Annotated in this window: 22 protein-coding genes and 1 pseudogene; 9 read left to right on the top strand and 14 right to left on the bottom strand. The window is 62.4% G+C overall.

Annotated elements, in window-relative coordinates; all coding sequences use genetic code 11:
- Positions 1-219: 219 nt before the first annotated feature.
- Positions 220-1,032 (top strand): alpha/beta fold hydrolase, encoded by an 813-nt coding sequence (locus KVG91_RS19025; RefSeq protein WP_169376533.1) that lies wholly within the window; start codon positions 220-222, stop codon positions 1,030-1,032.
- A gap of 36 nt (positions 1,033-1,068) precedes the next feature.
- Here the strand turns inward: KVG91_RS19025 and KVG91_RS28040 are convergent, their stop codons facing one another.
- From KVG91_RS28040 to KVG91_RS19010, 4 genes and pseudogenes are all read right to left on the bottom strand, one after another.
- Positions 1,069-1,773: a methyl-accepting chemotaxis protein gene (locus KVG91_RS28040; RefSeq protein ID WP_404822451.1), complete on the bottom strand. Its 705-nt coding sequence runs from the start codon at positions 1,771-1,773 to the stop codon at positions 1,069-1,071.
- Positions 1,774-1,974: 201 nt separating this feature from the next.
- Positions 1,975-2,154 (bottom strand): annotated as a pseudogene (locus KVG91_RS28035) (HAMP domain-containing protein); the annotation flags it as partial.
- 995 nt (positions 2,155-3,149) lie between these two features.
- Positions 3,150-4,562, bottom strand: coding sequence for an aminotransferase-like domain-containing protein (locus KVG91_RS19015; protein WP_169376531.1), 1,413 nt, complete (start codon positions 4,560-4,562; stop codon positions 3,150-3,152).
- A gap of 204 nt (positions 4,563-4,766) precedes the next feature.
- Complete coding sequence (locus KVG91_RS19010) at positions 4,767-5,528, bottom strand: SDR family oxidoreductase (RefSeq protein ID WP_169376530.1); 762 nt, start codon at positions 5,526-5,528, stop codon at positions 4,767-4,769.
- 227 nt (positions 5,529-5,755) lie between these two features.
- On the opposite strand from KVG91_RS19010, the gene KVG91_RS19005 reads away from it, so the two are divergent.
- Positions 5,756-6,763 (top strand): NADP-dependent oxidoreductase, encoded by a 1,008-nt coding sequence (locus KVG91_RS19005; RefSeq protein WP_169376529.1) that lies wholly within the window; start codon positions 5,756-5,758, stop codon positions 6,761-6,763.
- 154 nt (positions 6,764-6,917) lie between these two features.
- Here KVG91_RS19005 and pyrF read toward each other — a convergent pair whose 3' ends face one another.
- Entirely contained in the window at positions 6,918-7,616 is a 699-nt protein-coding gene (gene pyrF, locus KVG91_RS19000; RefSeq protein WP_169376528.1) for an orotidine-5'-phosphate decarboxylase, read from the bottom strand.
- 258 nt (positions 7,617-7,874) lie between these two features.
- Here pyrF and KVG91_RS18995 point away from each other — a divergent pair, with 258 nt between their 5' ends.
- Together KVG91_RS18995 and KVG91_RS18990 are read left to right on the top strand one after the other, a co-directional pair.
- Positions 7,875-8,639 carry a response regulator gene (locus tag KVG91_RS18995; RefSeq protein WP_169376527.1) on the top strand — a complete coding sequence of 255 codons (765 nt, stop codon included), beginning with the start codon at positions 7,875-7,877 and terminating at the stop codon, positions 8,637-8,639.
- On the top strand, positions 8,639-9,679 hold the full coding sequence (locus KVG91_RS18990) for a sensor histidine kinase (protein ID WP_217894923.1): 1,041 nt from the start codon (positions 8,639-8,641) through the stop codon (positions 9,677-9,679). Before KVG91_RS18995 ends, KVG91_RS18990 begins: the two co-directional genes overlap by 1 nt.
- A 162-nt stretch (positions 9,680-9,841) precedes the next feature.
- Here the strand turns inward: KVG91_RS18990 and KVG91_RS18985 are convergent, their stop codons facing one another.
- The 8 genes from KVG91_RS18985 to KVG91_RS18950 form a co-directional block, all read right to left on the bottom strand.
- Entirely contained in the window at positions 9,842-10,903 is a 1,062-nt protein-coding gene (locus KVG91_RS18985) for an AI-2E family transporter (protein ID WP_169377824.1), read from the bottom strand.
- 72 nt (positions 10,904-10,975) lie between these two features.
- A complete protein-coding gene (locus tag KVG91_RS18980) occupies positions 10,976-11,791 on the bottom strand; it encodes a DUF4892 domain-containing protein (protein WP_169377823.1) in 816 nt (271 codons plus the stop codon).
- Between the two features lie 102 nt (positions 11,792-11,893).
- Entirely contained in the window at positions 11,894-12,748 is an 855-nt protein-coding gene (locus tag KVG91_RS18975; protein ID WP_169377822.1) for an alpha/beta hydrolase, read from the bottom strand.
- Positions 12,745-13,548 (bottom strand): alpha/beta fold hydrolase, encoded by an 804-nt coding sequence (locus KVG91_RS18970; protein ID WP_169377821.1) that lies wholly within the window; start codon positions 13,546-13,548, stop codon positions 12,745-12,747. Before KVG91_RS18970 ends, KVG91_RS18975 begins: the two co-directional genes overlap by 4 nt.
- Before the next feature lie 987 nt (positions 13,549-14,535).
- Positions 14,536-14,979, bottom strand: a complete 444-nt coding sequence (locus KVG91_RS18965; RefSeq protein WP_076950499.1) for a hotdog fold thioesterase — start codon at positions 14,977-14,979, stop codon at positions 14,536-14,538.
- A gap of 74 nt (positions 14,980-15,053) precedes the next feature.
- On the bottom strand, positions 15,054-15,503 hold the full coding sequence (sixA, locus tag KVG91_RS18960) for a phosphohistidine phosphatase SixA (RefSeq protein WP_169376258.1): 450 nt from the start codon (positions 15,501-15,503) through the stop codon (positions 15,054-15,056).
- Positions 15,500-15,847: a DUF4389 domain-containing protein gene (locus KVG91_RS18955; protein ID WP_169376259.1), complete on the bottom strand. Its 348-nt coding sequence runs from the start codon at positions 15,845-15,847 to the stop codon at positions 15,500-15,502. Before KVG91_RS18955 ends, sixA begins: the two co-directional genes overlap by 4 nt.
- 10 nt (positions 15,848-15,857) lie before the next feature.
- A complete protein-coding gene (locus KVG91_RS18950; RefSeq protein ID WP_169376260.1) occupies positions 15,858-16,883 on the bottom strand; it encodes an NAD(P)H-dependent glycerol-3-phosphate dehydrogenase in 1,026 nt (341 codons plus the stop codon).
- 195 nt (positions 16,884-17,078) lie between these two features.
- Between KVG91_RS18950 and KVG91_RS18945 the strand changes: the two genes are divergently transcribed.
- The 5 genes from KVG91_RS18945 to fabB all read left to right on the top strand — a co-directional run bounded on the left by KVG91_RS18945 (position 17,079) and on the right by fabB (position 24,037).
- Positions 17,079-19,211: a TonB-dependent receptor plug domain-containing protein gene (locus KVG91_RS18945; protein ID WP_318840895.1), complete on the top strand. Its 2,133-nt coding sequence runs from the start codon at positions 17,079-17,081 to the stop codon at positions 19,209-19,211.
- A gap of 1 nt (position 19,212) precedes the next feature.
- Positions 19,213-20,142: an ABC transporter substrate-binding protein gene (locus KVG91_RS18940; RefSeq protein ID WP_169376261.1), complete on the top strand. Its 930-nt coding sequence runs from the start codon at positions 19,213-19,215 to the stop codon at positions 20,140-20,142.
- Positions 20,139-22,040, top strand: a complete 1,902-nt coding sequence (locus KVG91_RS18935) for an ATP-binding protein (protein WP_169376262.1) — start codon at positions 20,139-20,141, stop codon at positions 22,038-22,040. The genes KVG91_RS18940 and KVG91_RS18935 overlap by 4 nt, the downstream gene beginning before the upstream one ends.
- Positions 22,041-22,289: 249 nt before the next feature.
- Positions 22,290-22,805, top strand: a complete 516-nt coding sequence (fabA, locus tag KVG91_RS18930) for a 3-hydroxyacyl-[acyl-carrier-protein] dehydratase FabA (RefSeq protein WP_076950493.1) — start codon at positions 22,290-22,292, stop codon at positions 22,803-22,805.
- An 11-nt stretch (positions 22,806-22,816) separates the two neighbouring features.
- Positions 22,817-24,037 carry a beta-ketoacyl-ACP synthase I gene (gene fabB / locus KVG91_RS18925; protein WP_169376263.1) on the top strand — a complete coding sequence of 407 codons (1,221 nt, stop codon included), beginning with the start codon at positions 22,817-22,819 and terminating at the stop codon, positions 24,035-24,037.
- 198 nt (positions 24,038-24,235) lie between these two features.
- Here the strand turns inward: fabB and KVG91_RS18920 are convergent, their stop codons facing one another.
- Positions 24,236-25,237: an amidohydrolase family protein gene (locus KVG91_RS18920; RefSeq protein ID WP_169376417.1), complete on the bottom strand. Its 1,002-nt coding sequence runs from the start codon at positions 25,235-25,237 to the stop codon at positions 24,236-24,238.
- Positions 25,238-25,259: the final 22 nt, after the last annotated feature.

Genomic DNA, 25,259 nt, shown 5'->3' with positions numbered 1-25,259 from the left:
GGCTTGTCGAATCGCCGCACCGCCCGCGCTGGGGGGTGAGGCCGCACCAACAGGGCCACCGCATTCTTTCAGATAAAACGCGGTGACTGGATCAGGGCGGCATCGCCCCCCAGCGCGGGGCAAGCCCGCTCACTACAAGTGCTATCAGTTTGGATCTATCCCCCCGCCCGCTAGTAGCGTAAAAAAGTGCCCCTAACTCCATGAAGTCAGAGGCCCGCTATGCCTGTCGCCATCATTGCTGGACAACCGCTGCACTACCTCGACCAGGGTTCCGGCCCCGTCGTCCTCCTGGGCTCGAGCTACCTGTGGGACAGCGGCATGTGGGCGCCGCAGATCGAAGCCCTGTCGCAGCAGTACCGCGTGATCGTTCCCGAGTTGTGGGGGCATGGCGAATCAGGCCCGCTGCCCACGCAAACCCGCTCCCTTGATGACCTCGCGCGCCAGGCCCTGGTGCTGCTGGACCATCTGGACATCGCAAAGGTCAACCTGGTTGGCCTGTCGGTGGGCGGCATGTGGGGCGCGCGTCTGGCGTTGTTGGCGCCCGAGCGGATCAACAGCCTGGTGCTGATGGACACTTACCTGGGTGCCGAGCCCGAGGCCACGCGCCAGTACTATTTCTCGCTGTTCAAGATGATCGAGGATGCCGGCGCCATTCCCGAGCCGTTGCTGGATGTGGTCGCGCCGATCTTCTTCCGGCCGGATATCGATCGCGACTCGGCGCTGTACCAGGATTTCCGCCAGGCCCTGCAGGACTTTTCCCGGGATCGCCTGGTACACAGCGTGGTGCCGTTGGGGCGGCTGATCTTCAGTCGAGAGGATGTGCTGGACCAACTGCCGCGCCTGGACGCCGACACCACGCTGGTGATGTGCGGCGATCAGGACAAACCACGCCCGCCGGCCGAATCCCGGGAAATGGCCGACCTGATCGGGTGCAGCCTGATCCAGGTCCCGCAAGCGGGCCATATCAGCGCGCTGGAAAACCCCGACTTCGTCAACGAAGCGCTGCTGACCTTCCTCGCCAACCACGCCTGACCGCCCTCCCCTGTGATCGCTGCGTACGCGCGGCGATCACAGCCGGAAGTGCCCCACCATGCCCTTGAGTTCCGCCCCCAACTGCGCCAGTTGAATGCTCGACGCGGCGTTGCCTTGCATGCTCAGCGCCGACTGATCGGCACTGGCGCGGATACTGGTGACGCTGCGGTTGATCTCCTCGGCCACTGAGCTTTGCTCCTCGGCCGCCGCCGCAATCTGCTGGTTCATCTGCTGGATCAACGACACCGCCGCCGCGATACTGCCCAGGGCACTTTCGGTTTCCAGTGCGTCGCTCACCGCCAGTTTCACCAGCTCGCCGCTTTGCTGGATCTGCTGCACCGAGGACTGCGCCGCACTGCGCAAGGTAGCAACCAGACGCTCGATTTCTTCGGTCGATTGCTGGGTGCGCTTGGCCAAGGCGCGCACTTCGTCGGCCACCACCGCAAAGCCGCGGCCTTGTTCGCCGGCACGGGCGGCTTCGATGGCCGCGTTGAGGGCCAGCAGGTTGGTCTGTTCGGCCACGCTTTTGATCACGCTCAACACGGTGCCGATGTGCTGGATCTCTGCGCTCAGGCTCTCGATGCTGACGCTGGCCTGGGTGCTGGAGGTGGCCAGCAATTCGATGCGCTGCAAACTCTGGCGCACCACCTGCTGGCCGCTGTCGACTTTGTCATCCGCCGTCTGCGCCGCTTGCGCGGCCTCTTCGGCGTTGCGCGCCACGTCGTGTACGGTGGCGGTCATCTGGTTCATCGCCGTGGCAACCTGTTCGGTTTCTTCCTTCTGGTTGCTGACTTCGGCGTTGGTCTGTTCGGTGACGCTGGACAATGACTGCGCCGAATTGGCCAATTGTTCGATGCCCGCTTGCAGGCCGCTGACCATTTGGCTCAAGCCATTGCCCATCTGCTGCATCGCCTGCATCAATTGGCCGATTTCATCGCGGCGGCTGACGTCCATGCGTCCGCTCAAATCGCCCGCGGCGATCTGCCGGGCCACGGCAATCACACTGCGCAGCGGCGCGACAATCAATCGGGTAATCAGCCATGCCGCAATCAACCCCACCAGCAGCGCCAGGGCCGAAGAACCGACGATCAGCAGCGCGCTTTTCTTCAACTGTGCCTGCATCGACTGGTCTTCGGCGTCATAAGCCAGGTTGACCCGGCTGACAACCTGGTCGGCACGCTCATGCAGTTGTTTATAAACAATCTTCTCCTGCGCCAGCAGGTCGGTGTACTCGCCCAGCTTTTCGCTGAACGCGGCGATATGCCCGGAGACTTCATTGAGCACGGTCTGGTAGCCAGAGTCCTTGACCGTGGTTTTCAGTTGCTCGACTTGGGCCAGGGCTTGATCGGCCTGCTCGATCTTGCCCTGGGCGGCGTCTTCGTCGCTCACCTTGCGGCTCTGGTCCAGACGGACATGGGCTTCGTTCATGGCTTGCAACATCAGGCGTGAGACCTGGCCGATCTGCCCCGCCTGCTCGATAAATTCGGCGCCCTCCTTGCCCTGGCTTTCCTTCAGGCCGTAGGCGCCGTCATCGGCCAGCCCGGCCTGCAAGACGTCGAGGTTATTCGCGACGCTGGACACCGACCAACTGGCCATTTCCAGCGCCAGGTCCTTGGTCTGGGTCAATTCGACGAACTCATCGAACGCCTTGCGGTAGGCGGCCAAGGCGAGTTCAACATCGGTCATCACCGGCACGTTGGCCGCCGACTGGGCCTTGAGGCTGGCCGCGAGGGCAGCCAAGGCATCGACACTCTCATGCAGAGCATCGACGGCTTCGGGGTCGGCATGCAGGGCGTAGTCCTGCTCGATCAGGCGCACCTTGAGCAGGCCACTGTTGAGCGATGACATGGCCTTGAGGCCCTCAAACCGTTGCCCGACGGTTTGCAGGGACCACACGCCGATGGCGGCGACCAGAGCCGTCAACAGCAGCACCAGGGTAAAACCCAGGCCCAGTTTTTTTGCCATACCGAGGTTGGCGAATTGTCGTTGCACGGCCGAAATCATTGCCTTGTGTCCTCTCGCAATGGCAAATGCCATCAAGCCCGGTTTACATAGGCGAGATTCGCAACCACAGGGCATCGAACACAAGCCGCTGGCGCCACGATAATGGCAAAAAGCTACGCTCTCGTCGTTTTCAGGACGGTCGAGGTCGATCTGGCGGGGCCCATTGCACGGAACAGCGCCAAGGCCCGTTGATCACCGGCGTAAGCCACATTGATACGCAGCCACTCACTGGGTTCGCCCGTCGGGCTGAACAGCGCTCCCGGCGATAACAAAACGCCGAGCCGCCGGGCGCACGCCTGCAGCCGCGAACAGTCTCCCGCCCCTGGGCGCGCCCACAGGAACATGCCGCCGGCGGGTGTGGCGAACACTTCCCACTCTTCATCCTCCAGCACCTGCAATGTCGCCGCCATTTGCGTATTCAGTCGCTTACGCAGGCGCTGTACCCACTTGCGATAGGTGCCGTTAGCCAGCAGCGTCGCCACCACCGCCTCGGCAAACCGCGAGGTGCCAAACCCGGTCAAGGTCTTGAGGCTGGCCAACTGCGCGATGATCGCCGTGCTCGCACTGAGATAGCCCACGCGCAGGGCAGAGCTCAGGGTCTTGGAAAAACTCGCGACATAGATCACCCGGTCATCATGGGGTAATGCCGAAAGCCGCGTGCAACTGGCGTGTTGCAAGTCGCCGAATACATCCTCTTCAATGATCAGGAAGTTTTCACGCTGCGCCAGCGCCAGCAAACGTTCGGCCACGGTGCGGCACAGGCTCGAGCCCGTGGGGTTGTGATACAGGCTGTTGATGAACAGGCACTTGGGGCGATGGCGCTGCAACAGGACTTCCAAGGTCGCAATGTCCGGGCCACCGCGGGTGCGCGGCACTTGTAGCAGGCGCACGCCGTGGAAGGCCAGTTGCCGGTAGAGATTGCCATACCCCGGCGTTTCAACCACCACGCAGTCGCCGGGCTTCAGTAATGTGCGTATCAGCAGGTCTTGGGCATGGCTGGCGCCTGCCGTGGTGAGGATACGGTCAAGGTTGGTGGCGATGTGGACCTGGCTCAGGCGCTTGAGCAGTTGCTCGCGCAGCGCCGGCAGGCCTAATGGTGTGCTGTAGTTGAACAGGCCCGCAGTGTCGGTACGGGTGACTTCGCGAATCGCGTAACTGATGTCATCGCTTTCGCGCCAGGCATCCGGCAACCAACCGCAGCCCAGTTTCAGCTCACCCAACGGGTTATCGACGAACGCTCCCCATTCCCGCTCCGCGCCTTCGTACCAATGGCCTTCCTGCGACGGCGGCGGCTCGGCCACCCTGAAGCCCGAGCCCTGCTTCGACACCAGCAAGCCCTGGGCGACCATCCGCTCGAACGCCTCGATCACGCTGGACTGGCTCAGCAGGTTATCGAGAGCCAGCTGTCGAATGGACGGTAAGCGTGTGCCGGGGCTGGCTCCACTGTTGCGAATCCATTGCGCCACTGCGCTGATGATTTGCTGCACCACCGGTACAAGGGCTTGTCGATCGATCCCTAAATCCATGCGCCACTCACTTCAACTGTTTGTTATTCAACCCTGAACAGTTAAGCACAGAAGCCCTTGGCAACCCGTGGCTAAGTTTTATTAAAGTATTGATTTTATTGAATTATTTACTTAGTGATACACATTCTGACAGAGCACACTGCCAGCTATGGAAACGCCCCACAGCCCTGCCAAACCTTTTCGAATGGAGGGCGACGTGAGGTCCTAGATCGCCGTTGCGCCACCGTCCACCGCCAAGGCCTGGCCTGTGGTAAATGCCGCGCCATCGCTGCACAAGTACAGCACCGCGCTGGCGATTTCCTCGACCTTGCCGATACGCCCCACCGGGTGCATGGCGGCGGCAAAATCGGCTTTGCGCGGGTCGGCTTCATAGGCGCGCCGGAACATATCGGTATCGATCACGGCCGGGCACACCGCATTGACGCGGATTTTCTTCTTCGCGTATTCGATGGCTGCCGACTTGGTCAGGCCGATCACCGCATGTTTGGACGCTGCATAAATGCTCATTTTCGGCGCTGCGCCCAACCCCGCGACCGAGGCGGTGTTGACGATCGCCCCGCCGCCCTGGGCCAGCAGCAGCGGCAGCTGGTACTTCATGCACAACCACACGCCCTTGACGTTGACGCTCATGATCGCGTCGAACTCATCCAGGCTGCCGTCGGCCAGCTTGCCTTTCTCGATCTCGATCCCGGCATTATTGAAGGCATAATCCAGGCGGCCATAGGCGGCGACAGTCTGAGCCATCAACTGCTGCACATCGGCCTCCAGCGTGACGTTACAGCGTACAAACAGGGCTTCGCCGCCGGCCTGCCGGATCAGGGCGACGGTGCCTTCGCCGCCCGCCGCATCCAGGTCCGCGACCACTACTTTCAGGCCTTCGGCGGCAAACGCCAGCGCGGTCGCGCGGCCAATACCGGCGGCTGCGCCGGTCACCAGGGCAACCTGGCCGGAAAACGTCATGCTCATACGGATGTCCTGTGGGGAATGGAACCGGAGGTCGAGTCTAGCCAACGCCGCACCGCACGTGTCAGCACTATCAGAAGGCCGGTTGAGGCTGCATGGATCGCAGTGATAAGAGCCACCGGCTGACTATCAGCAACACCTATCGGCCAGCATTCGCACCGTCGGTGAAACTTGCCCCTGAAGCGTTCAAGGTCTATCACTTCAGGTTCATTTTCAGAAGAGTGCCTGCCATGACCGCCCAGACCAATCGCCAATTCCTGCTCGCCAAGCGCCCGGTCGGCGCGGCCACCCGGGAAACCTTCACCTACCAGGAAGTTCCGGTGGGCACGCCTCAGGACGGCCAGGTGCTGGTACGCAATGAATATTTGTCCCTCGACCCCGCCATGCGCGGCTGGATGAATGAAGGCAAGTCTTACATTCCGCCGGTCGGCATTGGTGAAGTAATGCGTGCGCTGGGCGTGGGAAAAGTGATCGCGTCGAACAACCCGAAATTCTCGGTCGGTGACTACGTCAATGGTGCCCTGGGCGTTCAGGACTACTTCTTGGGCGAGCCGCGTGGTTTCTACAAGGTCGATCCTGCACTGGCGCCTTTACCGCGCTACTTGTCGGCACTGGGCATGACCGGCATGACCGCTTATTTCGCGCTGCTTGACACCGGCGCACCCAAGGCGGGTGAAACCGTGGTGATCTCCGGCGCCGCCGGTGCCGTGGGCAGCATTGCCGGGCAGATCGCCAAGATCAAAGGCTGCCGCGTGGTGGGTATTGCCGGTGGTGCCGACAAGTGCAAGTTCCTGGTGGACGAGTTGGGCTTTGACGCCGCCATCGACTACAAGAGCGAAGACGTACCCGCCGCCCTCAAGCGCGAGTGCCCCAAGGGCGTGGATGTGTATTTTGATAACGTCGGCGGCGACATTCTCGACGCGGTGCTCAGCCGTCTGGCGCTCAAAGCCCGCGTGGTGATTTGCGGCGCCATCAGCCAGTACAACAACAAGGAAGCCGTGAAAGGGCCGGCCAACTATCTGTCACTGCTGGTCAATCGCGCGCGCATGGAAGGATTTGTGGTGATGGATCACGCCGCTCACTTCGCCGCCGCCGGCCAGGAAATGGCAGGTTGGATGGCGCAGGGCAAGCTCAAGAGCAAGGAAGATATCGTGGAGGGACTGGAGACGTTCCCGGAGACGCTGATGAAGCTGTTCAATGGGGAGAACTTCGGGAAGTTGGTGCTCAAGGTCAACTGACACCCCAACGACCCGTGTGACCACTGTACCTGTGGGAGCTGGCTTGCCTGCGATGCAAACGACTCGGTCTTTCTGTCATACCGGGTTGGTGCTATCGCAGCGGTGCGGCGATCCGACAAGCCAGCTCCCACATTGAATGTGCGTGCTTTAGCGGTCAGGCGATTTCGGCGACCACTGCCGCCAACGCCTTCGCCGGATCCGCCGCCTGGCTGATCGGGCGACCAATCACCAGGTAATCCGAGCCCGCGTCCAGTGCCTGGCGTGGGGTGAGGATACGGCGCTGGTCATCCTGGGCACTGCCCGCCGGGCGAATCCCCGGGGTCACCAATTGCAGCGACGGGTGCGCGGTTTTCAGTGCCTGGGCTTCCAGCGCCGAGCACACCAGGCCATCGAGACCGGCTTTCTGCGCCAGGGCCGCCAGGCGCAATACTTGCTCCTGAGGCTCGATGTCCAGGCCGATGCCGGCCAAGTCTTCACGCTCCATGCTGGTGAGCACGGTCACGCCGATCAGCAACGGCTTGGGACCGCTGCGCTGTTCCAGCACTTCACGGCACGCGGTCATCATGCGCAGGCCGCCGGAGCAGTGCACGTTGACCATCCACACGCCCATTTCGGCGGCGGCCTTGACCGCCATGGCGGTGGTGTTCGGGATATCGTGGAATTTCAGGTCGAGGAACACCTCGAAGCCTTTGTCACGCAGGGTGCCGACGATTTCCGCGGCGCAACTGGTGAACAGTTCCTTGCCGACCTTGACCCGGCAAAGCGTGGGGTCCAACTGGTCAGCCAGCTTCAGTGCGGCGTCACGGGTGGGGTAATCCAGGGCGACGATGATAGGCGTCTGGCAGACGGACATTGGCGTGGGCTCTCAGGCAAGTCGAAATCGGCGCGGATTGTAGCGCAAGCAGCGCCGTTGCGGGATCCGATGATCGGTAAATACTGACCAAGCGCCGTCCGGCGGGCCGTCCAGGTAATTGTTTCAGAGCTGATACATTCACGACATGCCCACAACACGCGCCACCGCTAGGCTCGTCGCACGACCCAACTGCCAGCACTTCCAGCCATGGGGCTGGGCGCCTATGCTGACCGCAACCACATGGCAGACAATCGCATCATGCAAACCCCTTCCCTCGCTTTGAACGACGAACAACAAGGCGCGGCAATCGCCGATGACAAGCGCTGGAACACCCGTGCGCTGATCGTCGACGACGATGTGCCGATCCGCGAACTGCTGATCGACTACCTGGCCCGCTTCGGCATCCTGGCCACCGGCGTTACCGACGGCACCACGATGCGCAAGGCCATGCAAGCCGAAACCTTCGACGTGGTCGTGCTTGACCTGATGCTGCCGGGTGAAGATGGCCTGTCGCTATGCCGCTGGCTGCGCGCGGAGTCGGACATCCCGATCCTGATGCTCACCGCCCGCTGCGAACCCACCGACCGCATCATCGGCCTGGAGCTGGGTGCCGACGACTACATGTCCAAGCCGTTCGAGCCCCGCGAGCTGGTCGCGCGGATCCAGACGATCCTGCGTCGCGTGCGCGATGACCGCAGCGAACAGCGTGCCAATATCCGCTTCGACAATTGGCGGCTCAACAGCGTGTTGCGTCAACTGGTGGCCGACAGTGGCCTGGTGGTGCCATTGTCCAACGCCGAGTTCCGCCTGCTGTGGGTGTTTATCGAACGCCCGCGCCGGGTGCTGAGCCGCGAGCAATTGCTGGATGCCGCCCGTGGCCGTTCCATCGAAGCCTTTGATCGCAGCATCGACCTGCTGGTGTCGCGCCTGCGGCAAAAACTCGGCGACGATCCCAAGGCACCGCAGCTGATCAAGACCGTGCGTGGCGAAGGCTACTTGTTCGACGCCAGGGATATTGGCTGATGCGCAACGCGTTCAACACGCTGTTCGGTCGGCTGTTCGGTGTGTTGCTGGTGGCGATCGTGCTGGCCCATGTGTTGGCATTCATCTGGTTTCACCATTACGGGCCGCCCCCGCCGCCGCCCCAGGAAGCCTACGTCGAGCAACCGGACGGGTCCATGGCCGCCCTGCCCAGGGAACGTCATCGCCCCTGGTTCGGTGGCCCGCTGGTGCCGCTGACGTTCCAGTTCATCTCGCTGATTATCGCCGCCTGGTATGGCGCCAAGCTGCTGAGCCGCCCGATCCAGCGTCTGAGTGAAGCCGCAGAACGCTTGAGCCTGGACCTCAACAGCCCGCCGCTCGACGAGTCCGGGCCGCGCGAGGCCCAACGGGCGGCGTCGACCTTCAACCTGATGCAACGGCGCATTCGCGAGCAAGTCAGCCAACGCGCGCGCATGCTCGGCGCAGTGTCCCATGACCTGCGCACCCCCCTGTCACGCCTCAAGCTGCGCCTGGAACAGATCGAAGACACCCGGTTGCAAGGCCAGATGCGCCAGGACCTTGACGACATGATCGGCATGCTCGACGCCACCCTGAGCTACCTGCACGAACAACGCACCAGCGAAACCCGGCACTGGCTGGATGTGCAGGCGCTGGTGGAGTCGATGAGCGAAAACGCCCAGGACCAGGGCTGCGATGTGCAATTCGCCGGCACCTGCGCGCCGCTGCAGGTGCAACCGATGGCGTTGCGTTCATGCCTCAATAACCTGATCGACAACGCCTTGCGGTATGCCGGCACGGCGCGCATCGAGCTGGCGGACAGCCGCGAGGCGCTGGTCATCCGCGTGATCGACCATGGCCCCGGCATCGCCGCCGACAAGCGTGAAGCGGTGTTCGAGCCGTTCTACCGGCTGGAAGGTTCACGCAACCGCAACTCCGGCGGCGTCGGCCTGGGCATGACGATTTCCAAGGAAGCGGCCGAACGCCTCGGCGGTCGGTTGGGCCTTGAGGAGACGCCGGGCGGTGGCTTGACGGCGGTCATGTGGCTACCCCGCAGCTTGTAGTGAGCGGGCTTGCCCCGCGCTGGGTGGCGAAGCCGCCCCCAATCCAGGCACCATCGAGTTCCAGATAAAACGAGGTCGCCTGGTTTGGGGCGGCTTCGCCACCCAGCGCGGGGCAAGCCCGCTCACTACAGTTATGTGTGGGTACTTACCGCCAGTGATCAGTTACAGCGGTTTATCCTCCCGGCGCCCCTGAGCCTGGGTCGCGCTCCAATCCGTCAACAGGCTGTAGGCCACCGCCAGCAAGGTCGGGCCGATGAACAGCCCGATGAAGCCAAAGGCGATCAAGCCGCCGAATACGCCGAGCAGCACGATCACCAGCGGCAGGTTGCCGCCGCGGCTGATCAGGTAGGGTTTGAGCACGTTGTCCACGCCGCTGATGATGAACGTGCCCCATACGCCGAGGAACACCGCATAGGTGTAGTCACCTTTCCAGGCCAACCATGCCGTGGCGGGGATCCACACCAACGGCGGGCCCATGGGGATCAGGCTGAGCAGGAAGGTGACGATGCCCAGCACCAGCGCGCCCGGTACGCCGGCAATCAGGAAGCCGATCAGCGCCAGTACGGCCTGGGCGGCGGCGGTGCCGATCACGCCATTGACGACGCGCTGTACCGTGCCGGCAACCAGTTCGATGTAGTAACCGGCACGATCGCCGATCAGGCGCTCCAACAAACGGTGCACGAACATCGCCAGGCGCGGCCCGTCGCGATAGAAAAAGAACACGAACACCAGGCTCAGGGTCAGCTCAAGGATGCCGCCACCGATCTGCGCACTGCGCGCCAGCAACCAATTTCCGACCTGCCCCAGGTACGGCTTGAGGCTGACCATGAGGGCCGCGCCCTGTTGGTCGACGCTGTCCCACATCGCCACCAGTCGCTCGCCGACCAAGGGGATCGAACCGAGCCAGGTCGGTGCCGCCGGCAAGCCATCGACCTGGATATCCTTGATCAACGCCACCGCATCGCGCACATGGTCCGCAAGGTTGAAACCCAGCCACACCAGCGGCGCCGCCACCAGCAGCATCCAACCCAACGTGAGGATGCCGGCCGCCAGGGACTCGCGCCCTCCCAGCCAACGCGTGAGCAGGACCATCAACGGCCAACTGGCAAAGGCCAGCACCGCGCCCCAGAACAGCGCCGACCAGAACGGTGCCATGACCCAGAAGCTGGCACCAAACAGCACCAGCAGCAGGATTTGCACCAGCAGGCGATCATTATTGAGCATGGGGTATCTCTAGAAGAAGACGGTAGGAAGACAGCTTAGGCGACCGGCACGCAGCCGTTCGCCTTGGCGCCCCTAGCGTATCAGATCCAGGTGCAGGCCTTGGGTGTCCCCCCCGTTGCCGGTTTCCAGGCGTGCGGCGCGCACGCCCTTGTCGATCAGGGCCTGGCGCCAGGCCTCGGCATTCGCGCCGGTCAAACTCACGCGCAAGGTGGTATCAAGGTTCAGCCCACGGGAAATCAGGGTCAGCCAGGTGTCATCCGGCTCGCGCCCCAACGCAGGGAAGTCCAGCTCGCCGGTGCTTTTAAGCTCGCGCAACAGGGTGGCCGAGGTGGGCAGCAAATCGCCCAGCGGTGCACTCGCGTCCAGTTGTTCCACATGCAGATAGGCGCGGCGATTACCGCGGGTGATGCTGTAGAGGGCGACCAGGGAATCGGTCTCGGCCAGGCGCAGCAACAGGTATTCCTGCTGGTTGTCGGCACCGACCAGCTTGGCGTTGCCGAAGATCTCATTGGCCCACAGGCTGCTTTCGCCGCAATCGCGGGCCTTGCACCAGAACAGCAACTGCGCGCCCTTCTCTTGCAACGCTTCACGCGTGGCGGTAAACGCGGCGCTGGCGCTGTGTTCGGCGGGCAGTTCATAAGTGATGGCAGTAGCTTGGCCGCGTGCGGTGGCCTGGCCCTCATAGCGCAACTGGCCGCTGATCTTGCGGATTGCGCCCATGGGGTAGATGCGTTCTTTTTCTTCAGCGGGGCGGTAATCGACGATTTGCGAATCGACCTGGCGGGCCACGGCAGGCAAGTCCTGGCTACCCGGTACGTCGGCGGCGAATACCAAAGGGCTCAGAAGGCTCAAGCCCAGGATACGGATACATCCGTTACGCACGCTCATAAGATCAACGAGCCCTGGCCATCGTCGGTCATAGCGATGTTGAAGTTGTTCATGGTTGACTCCCTTTCGATCCGCCCAGCCTCGGCAGTTGACCGTCCCAAGTCAAGGCGCGCGGAAGAACCTATTGAAACAGTCTGCAACAAGGACCGCGCCAGACTCATCATTCAGGTGCAAATGATGGCCGCCTGGCTGCGTGGTAACGGCAAAGGGCAGTCGGGAAAGCAATTCGGGATGTTTCACCAGCATGCCGTCGGCAGCGACCACCAACTGTGCAGGGCAGCCCACCCTTCGCACGAAGGCCATGGCTTGTTTGTCGGTAAGACGCATCGGCGAAGCCAGGGTCAGGCGGCTGTCGGTGCGCCAGGTGTAACCGCCCGGCACTGGCATCAGGCCGCGCTGGGCCAGCAGTTCGGCGGCTTCACGGCTGACCGCCACCAAGCCTTTCATGCGCGCTTCGACGGCTCGATCCAGGGTGTCATAGACAGGCTTGCGCTTGTCTTGGAGGTTCAATTGCGCCTGCAAGGCCATGCCCAGCCGCTCGGCGGCGTTCTCACCGATGGCCGTCGGCGGGATCACACCATCGATCAATCCCAGGTGCGTCACACGTTCGGGCAATGCGCCGGCCAGCACCAGGGAGACGATGGCGCCAAGGGAGTGACCAAGTAATGCAAAACGTTTCCAGCCCAGTTGTTCGGCGACTTGCAGCACGTCGTAGACGTAATCCCACAAAGCGTAGCCGGCTCCCGCGGGACGATGCGCCGAATGCCCATGCCCCGCCATGTCCAATGCAACGATGCGCAAGCCCTGCAGTTTCGGCGCCAGTCGCGCAAAGCTGTTGGCGTTGTCCAGCCAGCCATGCAGGGCGATCACCGGCAAACCGTCCTCGGGCCCGAACAGATGCGCTGCCAATTCGATGTGCGGCAGGCTCAGGCGCACTTCTTCAACCGGAGTGCTCATGCGCAACTGTTCTCCTGGGCTTGCCATCGGGAGAACAAGTGCTTGATCAAGGTCGCGGTGTCCTGGGGGTGCTCAAGCGGGAACATATGGCCGCCGGGCATGCTGAGCATTTCGCCCATGGGCAGGCGCCCGACACTGCTGGTGTGGTGGCGCATCACCACGCGGCTCTCGCGACCGCGCACCACCGCCAACGGTACTTTCAACCGGCGCACCTGGCCGGGGCTGGTGTGGGGCACGCCGCGGTAGATGCTGATCTCGGTGGCGGGGTCGAAGCGCAGGCGCAGGCGGTCGCCCACTGGGTGCAGGCCATGCTGCAGGTAGGCGTCGAAGCAGTCCGGGTCAAAGCCTCGGAACAGGGTCTTGCCGGCGAAATAACTGCGCGCAGCGTCCAGGTCGCTGAATTCTTCACGTCGGCCGAGTGTGCGCCCGGCCGGGGTCAGTCGATCGATAAAGCCCAAGCGCTTGGCCGCGCGGATCACCCAGCGGTCGGCGCGGGTCAGCACCGGAGAATCCAGCATGACCACACCCCGGTACAACTGCGGGCACCGCATGGCCGCGTGCAGATGCAACACACCCCCCAGGGAATGCCCCACGCCCCATACCGGTTCCGGTTGCTGCTCCAGATGATGAATCAGTTCGTCCACCAGGTTCTGCCAGTTATCGTCCACGGGAAACCTGGGATCGTGGCCGTGCTGCGGCAGGTGCGCCACCGCGTATTCCGGGGCCAGGGCGGCAAACAGCTTGCCGTAGGTGGCCGAAGGGAAGCCATTGGCGTGGGCGAAAAACACAGGCTGTGACATACCGGATCCATCGACAGAAGCAGGGGTTGATTGTCGCCATGCGCGGCGGGTACGGCAATGACTGTAACTGCCAGGAAGGGTGACACTCACGCCATGTCTATCGCGACATGGGTGTCGATACGACTTTCTGCGGTGTGTGGCGAGGGAGCCTTTGGGGTTGACCGTGTACATATCCGTTATTTGGGTAACGGCTGCTTATGGTTTCGCTTTTACAGCGACTCACTTTGGAAAAGCCCCAAAGTAAGCAAAGGGCTCTTGCCCCACCACTCGGCACCTCGCCTAGGCTCGGTGTGCCCTCACTCCGGCTTGAATCCGTGGGCCGCCGTCATGGGCCATCCATGGCCCAGGACGGCTAACCCGGCGTCCTGCCGGGTTACCCACGGATTCAAGCCTGCGTTCGGCCAGCGTGGTTGACGGGGCGCCTAGGATCAAGATCAAAAGCCAGATCAAAAGCGAAAGCACAGCCAGAGCCAGAGCCAGAGCCAGAGCCAGAGCCAGAGCAGATTAGGTGGCACTCCACCTATCTGCTTTTCTGTGGGAGCTGGCTTGCCTGCGATGCAGACAACTCGGTACATCAGGTACACCCAGTTGATGCTATCGCAGGCAAGCCAGCTCCCACATTGAACCGGGACCGGCTCACATTATCGGTCGGCTCTAAGGCCGCCGCGCTTTTGCTTTTGATCTGGGATCGCCCCGTCAACCACGCTGGCCGTAATTCGACAGTGATTTGGGGGGTAAACCGGCAGGACGCCGGTTTAGCCGCCCCGCGCCATGGATGGCGCGTGGCGGCGGCCCCCCAAATCAATGTCGGATTACGGGCATGCCGAGCCTAGGCGAGGCACCGAGTGGTGGGGCGAGGACCTTTTGCTTACTTTTGGGTCCTTCCAAAAGTGAGTCGCTGTAAGAGCGAAACCATAAGCAGCCGTTACCTAAATAACGGATATGTATTCGGTCAAGCCCCAAAAAACACTAGGCCAGAACGCCTGCCTACCGCCCCGGCGGGTTCTCCCCCAACGGCACCACCGCCATGGTCAGTCGCGAGACGCAACTTACCTTGCCCTCGTCATTGGTCAAGCGAATATCCCACACCTGGGTAGTACGCCCGATATGCACCGCCTTGGCCACCGCCGTCACCCGCCCGCTGCGCACGCCGCGCAGGTGGTTGGCATTCACCTCCAGCCCCACGCAATAGAACTTACTCCCATCAATGCACAAGTACGCCGCCATGGAACCGACGCTCTCGGCCAATACCACCGACGCGCCGCCGTGCAGCAGGCCGTAGGGCTGGTGGGTACGGTGATCGACCACCATGCTGGCGGTGAGGGAGTCGTCGTCGAAGCTTTCAAAGCGGATATCCAGCAGTTCACCGATGGTGTTCTTCTGGCTGGCATTGAGTTGTTCGATATTCGGTTGGGTGCGCCACAGGCTCATCGGAGTCGTCCTTTATTAGTTTTATTACGACCCTAATCCTGCCACAAATATAGCCACGCAAAGCAAAAAAAAGCCTACGGATTCCTCACGCTGACCAGACTCATCAGCCCCGCCAGCGGGAAATCTCCTTCCAGCTCCGCCAGGCTGGCGGTGTACATCGGCTGCGGCTGACGCTGATGGCCATGCTGCAGAAAGCTGATCAGGCTGCCCACCAAGGGCTGGTGACTGACCAGCAGCACGTTGTCATCGCTATCGAGATTTTCCAGCACTTGCGACGGATTGCCCTCCGGCGTCAGCCACGGCACCGTACGAATGTCAGCGTCAAAGCCCAGGGCCTCGCGCACCAGGTGCGCGGTCTGCTGCGCCCGCACATAAGGGCTGGCGATGATCGCTCCGAGGGGCTGGCCGATCAGGTGCGCAGCACTGCGCAATACTTCGGCACGGCCGTGCTCGGTAAGGTTGCGTTCGGCATCCGTCGGCGCATGCCCTTCGGCCTCACCATGGCGCAATATCCACACTTTCACAGCTTTGGCTCCTCATCACGCACCGGGTGCGGTGCCGGCGGCACGCTGTGGGCGGCTTCGCCCTCGGGCGCGCGCGGGGTCGGCCAATCGGCGAACGGCCAGGGCTTTTGTTCGCTGTGGAAGCTGCCGAAACGGCCGATCTGCGCGAGGAACTGGCTGAGGCTGTCGCCGAAGTTCATCAGACCCAGGTTCGGTGCGCCATAAATCAGCCTGTAAACCAGCTGCACCACCACCAGTGCGCCGAGCAGGAACTGCGCCACTTGCCACACCAGGGCAAACACCAGCATCCACAGGATACGCAGAGCAATGGATTCGTACTTGGGGGTTGCTTTCGGATCGTTCATGACCGGCTCCTCAATTGAAACCACTGGTGGAAATAAAGTCGACATCGGTTTTCGGCTCGGCCCGCATCAGCAGCTCGATGACCTGGTCCAAGGTGCGCCCTTCAAACAGGATCGCGTGCAGCCCGGCGACCAGCGGCATGTACACACCGGCTTCCTGGGCCTTGGCCTTGAGCACCTTGAGGGTGTTGACCCCTTCGGCCACTTCGCCCAGACGTGTGACCGCGTCGTCCAGGCTCAAACCCTGGCCGAGGGCGAAACCCACCTGGTAGTTGCGGCTTTTCGGCGAGGAGCAGGTGACGATCAGGTCGCCCACGCCCGCCAGCCCGAGGAAGGTCATCGGATTGGCGCCCTGGTTCACCGCAAAACGGGTCATCTCGGCCAAGGCACGGGTGATCAGCATGCTCTTGGTGTTCTCGCCCATGCCCAGCGCCACCGCCATGCCGGCAATGATCGCATAGACGTTTTTCAGCGCGCCGCCCAGCTCCACGCCAAAGCGGTCGCTGCTGGCGTAGACCCGGAAGGTGCGGCCATGCAGCACGGCCTGGACACGTTCGCAGAGGGCTTCGTCTTCACTGGCCACCACCGTGGCGGTCAGTGCGTGCTCGGCTACTTCCCGCGCCAGGTTCGGCCCGGACAGCACACCAATGCGCGCCTGGGGAGCGATCTCTTCGAGGATTTCGCTCATCAGCTTGAAGGTCTGCGCCTCGATGCCCTTGGTCAGGCTGACCAGCAACTTGCCCGCCAGACGCTCGGCGTGGGGTGCCAGCACCGAGCGCAGGGCGCTGGACGGCAGCGCGACAAAGCACAGGTCGCAAGCCGTGAGGGTTTCCAGCAGGTCCGTGACCGGTTCGACCGCCGGATGGATCTTGATGCCTTTGAGGTAACGCGGATTTTCCCGGTGCACCCGGATGGCCTCGGCCTGGTCGGGGTCGCGCATCCACTGGCGTACAGCGTGGCCGTTCTCGGCCAACAGGTTAGCCACGGCGGTACCAAAACTTCCGCCTCCCAGGACCGCGATAGGGCGCTGTTCAGTCATATGCAATCCGTTAATCCATACCAGTGGCGATGGCGGCATTATACGGGCCGACCCGCTCGCGGCCAGCCCCCGTATCAATTCGTGCGTTTGTCGGAAAATGCCACATTTACCTGAAGTAATTGCAAGCCCGTTGACTGGCAAAAGGCCCGACCTCAGTTAACATGGGCGGCTATCCGCAATTATCAAGGCCGTGCCGTGTATTTGGGCCCTCCTCCCCGTTCATCCCTGTGGCTGATGCTGTTGGGCATGCCGCTGTGCAGCAGCGCGGCGCTGGCCGATGACTTGTTCCTCGACAGCCAGCCCCTGCCCCAAGTGTTGACCGCCACGCGCCTCAAGCAATCGGCCGCCGCCGTGCCTGGCAGCATGACCGTGATCGACAGCGAGCTGATCAAGGCCAGCGGCGCGCGGGACATCAGTGAGTTGCTGCGCCTGGTGCCGGGCATGATGGTCGGCTACACCACCGGCAACCAGGCGGCGGTGAACTACCACGGCACCAGTGCCAGCGATGCGCGGCGCATGCAGGTCTTGATCGATGGCCGCTCGGTGTACCGCGCGGGCCTGGCCACCGTGGACTGGAGTGACATTCCGGTGGCCATGGAAGATATCGAGCGCATCGAAGTGTTCCGTGGCCCCAACACCGTCAGTTACGGCGCCAATGCCTTGATGGCGGTGGTCAACATCCTTACACGCTCGCCGGCCAACAGCCACGGCACACGGGTCAAGGTGGTGCGGGGCGAACGCGGCATCAACGACTTCTATGCCAGCCAGGGCGCCGGCTGGGACAGCGGCGACCTGCGCCTGTCCCTTTCCGGGCAACAGGACGACGGCTTCGACAGCGATGCCGCCGGTGCCGACCGCCGTGACGGCCGCCGCCTCAACCGCTTCAGCCTGGCGATCAGCCAGACGCTGAACACGCAACAAAGCATCGATGTGCAACTTGATGCGAAGGAAGGCACCAACCAACGTCCTTATACCTACAGCCCGGTCTTTGCCGGGATTACCGAAGGCGGAAACAATTCCGACGTCTCAGCCAAGGACTACGCCGGCTCCCTGCGCTGGAACTTCGACTTCAACCCTGACCACAGCCTGTATATCCAAGGTTCGGCGCAGCAATGGGACCGCCGGCAAATCTGGAAAGCCTGTGACGCCAAGGTCTCGTTCAGCCCCGAGCTGACCCAACTGTGGCAGATGAACCCCAACTACGCCGAATTACTGGCCCGGCACATGGACACTTACAGCCAAGGCAGCGCGCCACCGGGCAGCGCCGCCGAGCAAGCCTTGGCCAATCAGGTGCTGGACCAGTGGCGCAACGGCGCCAGCCAGAGCGTGTGCGGCAACATCGACCAGAGCACCCGTGAAAGCCGCTACGACCTGGAGATTCAAGACACCCTCAGCCTGTCCGACCGCCTGCGCCTGGTCAGCGGCATGAACTACCGCTATGACCGCGCCGACTCCGACACCTACTTCAACGGCACGCTGGACGACACCACCTGGCGCCTGTTCGGCCAACTGGAGTGGCGCGCCAGCGAGCATTGGTTGCTGCAGGGCGGCGCCATGTATGAAGACACGCACCTGAGCGGCAACTCGCTGACGCCACGGGTGGCGGTCAACTACCTGATCAACCCGCGCCACGGCCTGCGCGCGGTGTACTCCGAAGCGATCCGCTCACCGGATATGTTCGAGAACAACGTCAACTGGAGCTACCGCGTCACCAACCTCAGCTCCCCCGCCTATGGGCAGACCACCGGGCAATACTTCGTAAAAACCCGTGGTCCGGGAAACCTCAATAAAGAGATGATGAAATCGCGGGAACTGGGGTACAACGGCTTCTTCGCCGACATCGGGCTGAACATGGACGTGAAACTGTTCTATGACGAGATCACCGACATGATCAGCTCGCCGCTGCGCAATAACCAGTACATCGCCAGCAATGCCAACAGCGCACGGTTCACCGGCGCCGAGTCCCAGTTCGACTGGCGCGTGAGCAACGCCGACCGCCTGCGCCTGACCTACGCCTACGTCGACGCCACCAGCAGCAACCCGCTGGACAAGGCACAGACCGCACGTAACAGCGGCTCCGCCGGCTGGCTGCGTGAATGGGGCCAGGGTTGGTCCAGCGCGCTGTTCTACTATGGCGATGACGCACTCAACGCGTATCGCTTCGAGCGGGTCGACCTGCGGATGGCCAAGCGTATTGCCCTGGGTAAGGCCAACGTGGAGCTGGCGGGCATGCTGCAACAACGCCTCGATAACCAGCCCACCACCTGGGCCGACAACAATTACGACCATCGCCAGGTACTCTATTTCAGCGCAGAGTTAGAGTTCTGACATGGGCGACTCGTCACGGATGACCTGCTTTTCTCTCCACACGCTCTGGCGGCGCGCGGTGCTGCTCGTCTGCCTGCTCTCGGCCGTGCCGGCCTGGAGCGCCGACATCCTGCTGACCGCCGCCGAAGACAGCGCCGGGGTCCAGGACTTCACCCAGGCCCTGGCGCGGCAGCGCCCCGAAGACACGGTCACCTTCACCGCCCTCGACGATTTGCCGGCCCCCAGCCGACTGCCGGCCACTACCCGGCTGATCCTGCTCGACCTGCCCGGCCTCGACTGGCGCCTGCAGGACGCCCAAGGTCCGCCGACGCTGGTACTGCGCATCAGCCGGCTGCAGGCCCAGCAGCGCCTGGGCGCAACGCAGCATCCACGCATCAGCCTGTTGTGGAGCGACCCACCGCTGGCGCGCCAATTGCGCCTGATCGCCCGCATTCTGCCGCAGGCGCGGCGCATCGGCGTGCTTTACGGCGCCGACAGTGAATTCCTGCTGACCGAACTGCGCCAGCACGCCACGCCCCTGGGCCTGCAGATCGTGCCCCAGCGTTGGGACAACATTAATGACAGCCGGGCGCTGCAAACCCTGTTCAGAAAAAGTGACGTGCTGCTCGGCCTCGACGACCCGCAGTTGTACAACCCGAAAACCGCGAAAAACCTGCTGCTGAGCAGCTACGCCCAGCAATTGCCGCTGGTGGGCCCGAATGCAGGGTTTGTGCGGGCCGGCAGCCTCGCCAGCACCTACAGCGACCAGGCCGACTGGCTGGCCGTGCTCGACCGCCTGCTCGACCACCCGCCCGCCAACTGGCCGCGTTCGCTGTATCCGGAACACTTCAAAATCGTGGGCAACCCGCAAGTCGCGCGCTCACTGGGGCTCGAACAGGTGGACGAAACCAGCGTCGCCACGCGACTGGCCGAAGGAGAAAAACGCCCATGACCTTGCGTCGTCGTTGGGACATCAACACCCGCACGCAGCTCATCACCCTGGGCCCGGCGCTGTTGCTGACGTTGCTGTTGATCAGCTTCTTTACCTTCGTGCGCATCCAGGACCTGCGCCAGGAGCTGGATCACACCGGCCAGTTGATCGCCAACCAACTGGCGCCCGCGACCGAATACGGGGTGATTTCCGGCAACAACGAGGTGCTTGAAAGCCTGTTACGCGCCACGCTGGCGACACCCCATGTGCGCTTCCTGGAGATTCAGGACAGCAGCGAGAACATCCTGGTGTATGTCGAGCAGCCTTCGGAGAAACACGACCGCTCGCTGTCGGTAAAAGTGTTCCAGGCGCCGATCCGCCTGCAACACATCCAGTTGGGCAATGACTTTTTCCAGGACAACCTCAACGAATCCAAGGCGCCGCGGGCAGACTACCTGGGCCGGGTGATCGTGGGCATGTCCAACGATGCCTTCAGCCAGCGCCAGCAGGAGATCCTGTTCAAGGCCGGCATCCTGGCGCTGTTCGCCCTGTTGTTTACCTTCCTGCTCGCCCGGCGCCTGGCCGCCAGCCTGTCGCAGCCGATCAGCGCCATGGGCCATGCGGTAAAAGCCATCCAGCAAGGTGACTACAAGACGCCGCTGCCGATCGTGGATGACTCGGAGCTGGGCGATCTGTCGCGGCACATCAACAACCTCGCCGAAGGGCTCAACCAGGCCAGCCGTGAACAGCAGCAGGCGATGGCCCAGTTGATCCAGACCCGCGAAGAGGCCGAGCGCGCCAACAACGCCAAGTCGGATTTCCTGGCCATGATGAGCCATGAGCTGCGCACGCCCATGAACGGCGTGCTGGGCATGTTGCAGTTGCTGGAAACCACCGAGATGACCGAGGAACAGACCGAGTACGCGGCGCTGGCCTCCGAATCCACCGAGCATTTGCTCAAGGTCATCAACGATATCCTCGACTTCTCGCGGATCGAACGCGCCGCCCTGGAGCTGGAGCATATTGCGTTCAACCTGGCGGACCTGATCAACAGCTGTGCCCAGGCCTTCCAGCACAGCGCCCAGCAGCGCGGGTTGGCGCTGACGCTGTCGATCCCGCAGGGGATGGACGCGCTGTGCGTGCAGGGTGACCCGACGCGTATCCGCCAGATCCTGGTGAACCTGATCGGCAACGCGTTGAAGTTCACCGAGCACGGCAGTGTCAACGTCGAACCGCAGTGGCAGACCCTCGACCATGAACTGCTGTGGTTCACCTGCACCGTGCGCGACAGCGGCATCGGCATATCCGCCGAACGCCTGGAATTGATGTTCGATGCGTTCCAGCAGGCGGACAGTTCCATTTCAAGACGTTACGGCGGCACCGGCCTGGGCCTGCCCATCGCCCGTACCCTGGCCGAGCGCATGGGCGGCACCTTGCGCGCCCAGAGCGAAGAAGGCCGCGGCTCGGTGTTCACCCTGGAAATTCCCCTGGCCATTGACCAGCACAGCGTACCGAGCATCGCCAGCGACGCCGACGGCAAAGCCGGCGCGGGCAACGGCCGCCATGTACTGCTGGTGGAAGACAACCCGGTCAACCGCACCGTGGTCGAAGCGATGCTGCGCAGCCTGGGCTTTGAAGTGAGCCTGGCCACCGACGGTGCCGAGGCGATCCGCAGCGCCGAAAGCCTGATCTTCACGGCGATCCTGATGGATTGCCGGCTGCCACTGGTCGATGGCTACGAAGCCACCCGCCGGATTCGCCAGCTGCCGGGTTGCGCCGATCTACCGATCATCGCCCTGACCGCCAATGCCTTGCAGGGTGACCGTGAAAGCTGCCTTGCAGCAGGAATGAACGATTACCTGGCCAAGCCGTTCAAACGCACGGATTTGCAGAAAATCCTGCAACGCTGGGTGCAATAGCGCGGCGCCATCAGCCAACTCTGACTGGCGTGAAAGGCGAAAGTGCGGCAGTCTTAGGCACCCGAACGAGCCCATAAACGGGCCCGGTTTAACATTTCAGTGAACAGGTGTACATTGAGTACCTTGCCGCTGTGACTTTCACTACAACGCAATAGTCTATGTGTAGGCTGCCGACATGAGGCATGAACGCTTCATTCGGTTCGGGAAGATTTGCCCTACCCTGCCGCATGGGATTATTGAGGAGCTCGCATGACCAAACAAAACGCCTTTACTCGGGAAGAACTGCTGCGCTGCAGTCGCGGTGAGCTGTTCGGACCAGGTAACGCGCAACTGCCCGCCCCGAACATGCTGATGGTGGATCGCATCACCCATATCAGCGAAGAAGGTGGCAAGTACGGCAAAGGTGAATTGGTCGCCGAGCTGGATATCACCCCGGACCTGTGGTTCTTCGCCTGCCATTTCGAAGGTGACCCGGTGATGCCAGGCTGCCTGGGCCTCGACGCCATGTGGCAACTGGTCGGCTTCTACCTGGGCTGGCAAGGCCTGCCGGGTCGCGGTCGCGCCCTGGGTTCGGGTGAAGTGAAGTTCTTTGGCCAGGTCCTGCCGACCGCCAAGAAAGTCACCTACAACATTCAAATCAAGCGCGTCCTCAAGGGCAAGCTGAACCTGGCCATCGCCGACGGTTCGGTGACTGTCGACGGTCGCGAGATCTATACTGCCGAAGGCCTTCGGGTCGGCGTATTCACTTCCACTGACAACTTTTAAGGGTTATCCGCATGCGCCGCGTCGTTATCACTGGTCTGGGCATCGTTTCTTGCCTGGGCAATGACAAAGAGACCGTCACCGCTAACCTGCGTGCAAGTCGCCCTGGCATCCGCTTCAACCCGGAATATGCCGAAATGGGTCTGCGTAGCCAGGTTTCCGGCTCCATCGACCTGCCCCTCGAAGAGTTGATCGATCGCAAGATCTATCGCTTCGTCGGCCACGCTGCCGCCTATGCCTACCTGGCGATGAAAGACGCGATCGCCGACTCCGGCCTGAGCGACGACCAGGTATCGAACGTACGCACCGGCCTGATCGCCGGCTCCGGCGGCGCATCGACCCTCAACCAGATGGAAGCGCTGGATATCCTGCGCGAAAAAGGCGTGAAGCGCGTCGGCCCGTACCGCGTTACGCGGACCATGGGCAGCACCGTTTCGGCCTGCCTGGCCACACCGTTCGCGATCAAGGGTGTGAACTACTCGATCTCGTCGGCGTGCGCCACCAGCGCCCACTGCATCGGCACTGCCGTTGAGCAGATCCAACTGGGCAAGCAGGACATCGTATTCGCCGGCGGCGGTGAAGAAGAGCATTGGAGCCAATCGTTCCTGTTCGACGCCATGGGCGCGCTGTCCACCCAGTACAACGAAACCCCGGAAAAGGCCTCCCGTGCCTACGACGCCAAGCGTGACGGTTTCGTCATCGCTGGCGGTGGCGGCATGGTGGTGGTCGAGGAGCTGGAGCACGCGCTGGCCCGTGGCGCCAAGATCTACGCGGAAATCGTCGGCTACGGCGCGACCTCCGACGGCTACGACATGGTTGCCCCAAGCGGTGAAGGCGCCATCCGCTGCATGCAGATGGCCATGTCCACCGTGGATACCCCCATCGACTACCTGAACACCCACGGCACTTCCACGCCGGTCGGCGATGCCAAGGAAATGGAAGGCGTGCGTGCGGTATTCGGCGACAAGGCCCCGGCCATCAGCTCGACCAAGAGCCTGTCCGGTCACTCCCTGGGCGCCGCCGGCGTTCACGAAGCGATCTACTGCCTGCTGATGATGGAAGGCAACTTCATGGCCGGTTCGGCCAACATCGACGAGATTGATCCGGTGCTGGCCGATATGCCGATCCTGACCAAGACCGTTGAAAACGCCAAGATCGACACCGTGATGAGCAACAGCTTCGGCTTCGGTGGCACTAACGCCACGCTGGTGTTGAAACGCTGGCAGGGCAAGTAAGGCCTGTAGCTTGATCCAATAAAAAAGCCCCGACTGGTTCGGGGCTTTTTTGTGGGTGAATGAACAGAGACCGAGTCGCCTTTATCGCAGGCAAGCCAGCTCCCACATTTGGAATGCATTCCCCTGTGGGAGCTGGCTTGCCTGCGATAAAGCCGACTCGGTGTCCAGCCGCACGCCAAAACCGCGCCACCGTGACGTTCAGAGCTTGGGCAGAACCGCGAGGAAGTTATCCCGCGCCACTTTGCGCGCGACGTCTTCAGGCAAGGCATCCAGGAAGGGGTCAAACCGGCGCATTTCCTTACCTAGCTTGTTGAAACGCCCCACTACATCCGAGCCCAGCATGAACCGGTCCGGGAAGCGCTCCACCAGCTTGACCCATTCAGGCCTGGGCTGACCCGCCTCATCCAGCAGATACGGCGTAAGCATGCTCCAGGACAGGTCGATGTAGAGGTTGGGATACGCCTCCAGCATACGGTTCAAGGTCGGCAGCAAAAAGTCCATCTGCACCTGATGGCGATGGATCTCCTTGCTGGTGCCGGCATGCGCCCAGATAAAGCGCGTGTGCGGATGGTTGCGCAGTGGCTCCTCCACTTCAGCCAGGTACAGCGGGTTACGCTCGCGCTTGGAGGTGATGTTGGAATGCAGCATCACCGGCAGGTCGTTTTCCGCCGCAAGATGATAGATGCGCGTCATGGCCTCGTTATTGGCGCGCGGGGTGTCGCCCGACGTCAGGGCAGTCAGGTCATCGTGGCGGGTGAAGACTTCGCCGATGCCCTGCCACAGGCCTGGGTTGAGGTCGAGCATGCGCTGGATATGGGCGTCCGAGTTTTTGTCATTGGGGTTGAACCCCGACAGGAACGGATGAAAGTGCGCGCGCTGCTCAGGGGTCAGTTTGTTGACCGCTGCTGCGACGATCACGTCGGTGGCGCTGTACCAGTAGGCATCGGCGTCGTCACCGGCGTAATAGCGCGGGCGCTTGGGTTCGTCCTCGTGCCATTTCTTCGCGACCGGTATGCCGGAAATCATCACATGTTCGATGCGGTTGTCGGCCATCGCCTTGAGCAGCTTGTCCATGCCGGCCGTTTCCTGGAAGAAATCGACGTAGTGCAGGTGCGCATCGCTGTAGGCATAGTCACGAGCGTGCACGGCAAGGCTGCTGGCGACGAGCAACAGGGCAAGGGTCAGGCGAGTCCAGGGCACGGTAAAATCTCAATAGGAGCTG

It is taken from the genome of Pseudomonas azadiae (assembly GCF_019145355.1).
Classification (GTDB): domain Bacteria; phylum Pseudomonadota; class Gammaproteobacteria; order Pseudomonadales; family Pseudomonadaceae; genus Aquipseudomonas; species Aquipseudomonas azadiae.
This window is presented reverse-complemented; position numbering and strand designations above follow the sequence as displayed.

Bases quoted from the DNA above. Each gene is read 5' to 3' on its own strand.
- KVG91_RS18940 (WP_169376261.1), top strand. From the start codon at position 19,213: ATGGGCGACTCGTCACGGATGACCTGCTTTTCTCTCCACACGCTCTGG.
- KVG91_RS18985 (WP_169377824.1), bottom strand. From the start codon at position 10,903: ATGCTCAATAATGATCGCCTGCTGGTGCAAATCCTGCTGCTGGTGCTG.
- KVG91_RS19025 (WP_169376533.1), top strand. From the start codon at position 220: ATGCCTGTCGCCATCATTGCTGGACAACCGCTGCACTACCTCGACCAG.
- fabB (WP_169376263.1), top strand. From the start codon at position 22,817: ATGCGCCGCGTCGTTATCACTGGTCTGGGCATCGTTTCTTGCCTGGGC.
- KVG91_RS18965 (WP_076950499.1), bottom strand. From the start codon at position 14,979: ATGAGCCTGTGGCGCACCCAACCGAATATCGAACAACTCAATGCCAGC.
- fabA (WP_076950493.1), top strand. From the start codon at position 22,290: ATGACCAAACAAAACGCCTTTACTCGGGAAGAACTGCTGCGCTGCAGT.
- KVG91_RS18935 (WP_169376262.1), top strand. From the start codon at position 20,139: ATGACCTTGCGTCGTCGTTGGGACATCAACACCCGCACGCAGCTCATC.
- KVG91_RS19015 (WP_169376531.1), bottom strand. From the start codon at position 4,562: ATGGATTTAGGGATCGATCGACAAGCCCTTGTACCGGTGGTGCAGCAA.
- KVG91_RS18955 (WP_169376259.1), bottom strand. From the start codon at position 15,847: ATGAACGATCCGAAAGCAACCCCCAAGTACGAATCCATTGCTCTGCGT.
- KVG91_RS18975 (WP_169377822.1), bottom strand. From the start codon at position 12,748: ATGAGCACTCCGGTTGAAGAAGTGCGCCTGAGCCTGCCGCACATCGAA.
- KVG91_RS18990 (WP_217894923.1), top strand. From the start codon at position 8,639: ATGCGCAACGCGTTCAACACGCTGTTCGGTCGGCTGTTCGGTGTGTTG.
- pyrF (WP_169376528.1), bottom strand. From the start codon at position 7,616: ATGTCCGTCTGCCAGACGCCTATCATCGTCGCCCTGGATTACCCCACC.
- KVG91_RS18995 (WP_169376527.1), top strand. From the start codon at position 7,875: ATGCAAACCCCTTCCCTCGCTTTGAACGACGAACAACAAGGCGCGGCA.
- KVG91_RS28040 (WP_404822451.1), bottom strand. From the start codon at position 1,773: ATGACCGCCACCGTACACGACGTGGCGCGCAACGCCGAAGAGGCCGCG.
- KVG91_RS19005 (WP_169376529.1), top strand. From the start codon at position 5,756: ATGACCGCCCAGACCAATCGCCAATTCCTGCTCGCCAAGCGCCCGGTC.
- KVG91_RS18980 (WP_169377823.1), bottom strand. From the start codon at position 11,791: ATGAGCGTGCGTAACGGATGTATCCGTATCCTGGGCTTGAGCCTTCTG.
- KVG91_RS18970 (WP_169377821.1), bottom strand. From the start codon at position 13,548: ATGTCACAGCCTGTGTTTTTCGCCCACGCCAATGGCTTCCCTTCGGCC.
- KVG91_RS18950 (WP_169376260.1), bottom strand. From the start codon at position 16,883: ATGACTGAACAGCGCCCTATCGCGGTCCTGGGAGGCGGAAGTTTTGGT.
- KVG91_RS19010 (WP_169376530.1), bottom strand. From the start codon at position 5,528: ATGAGCATGACGTTTTCCGGCCAGGTTGCCCTGGTGACCGGCGCAGCC.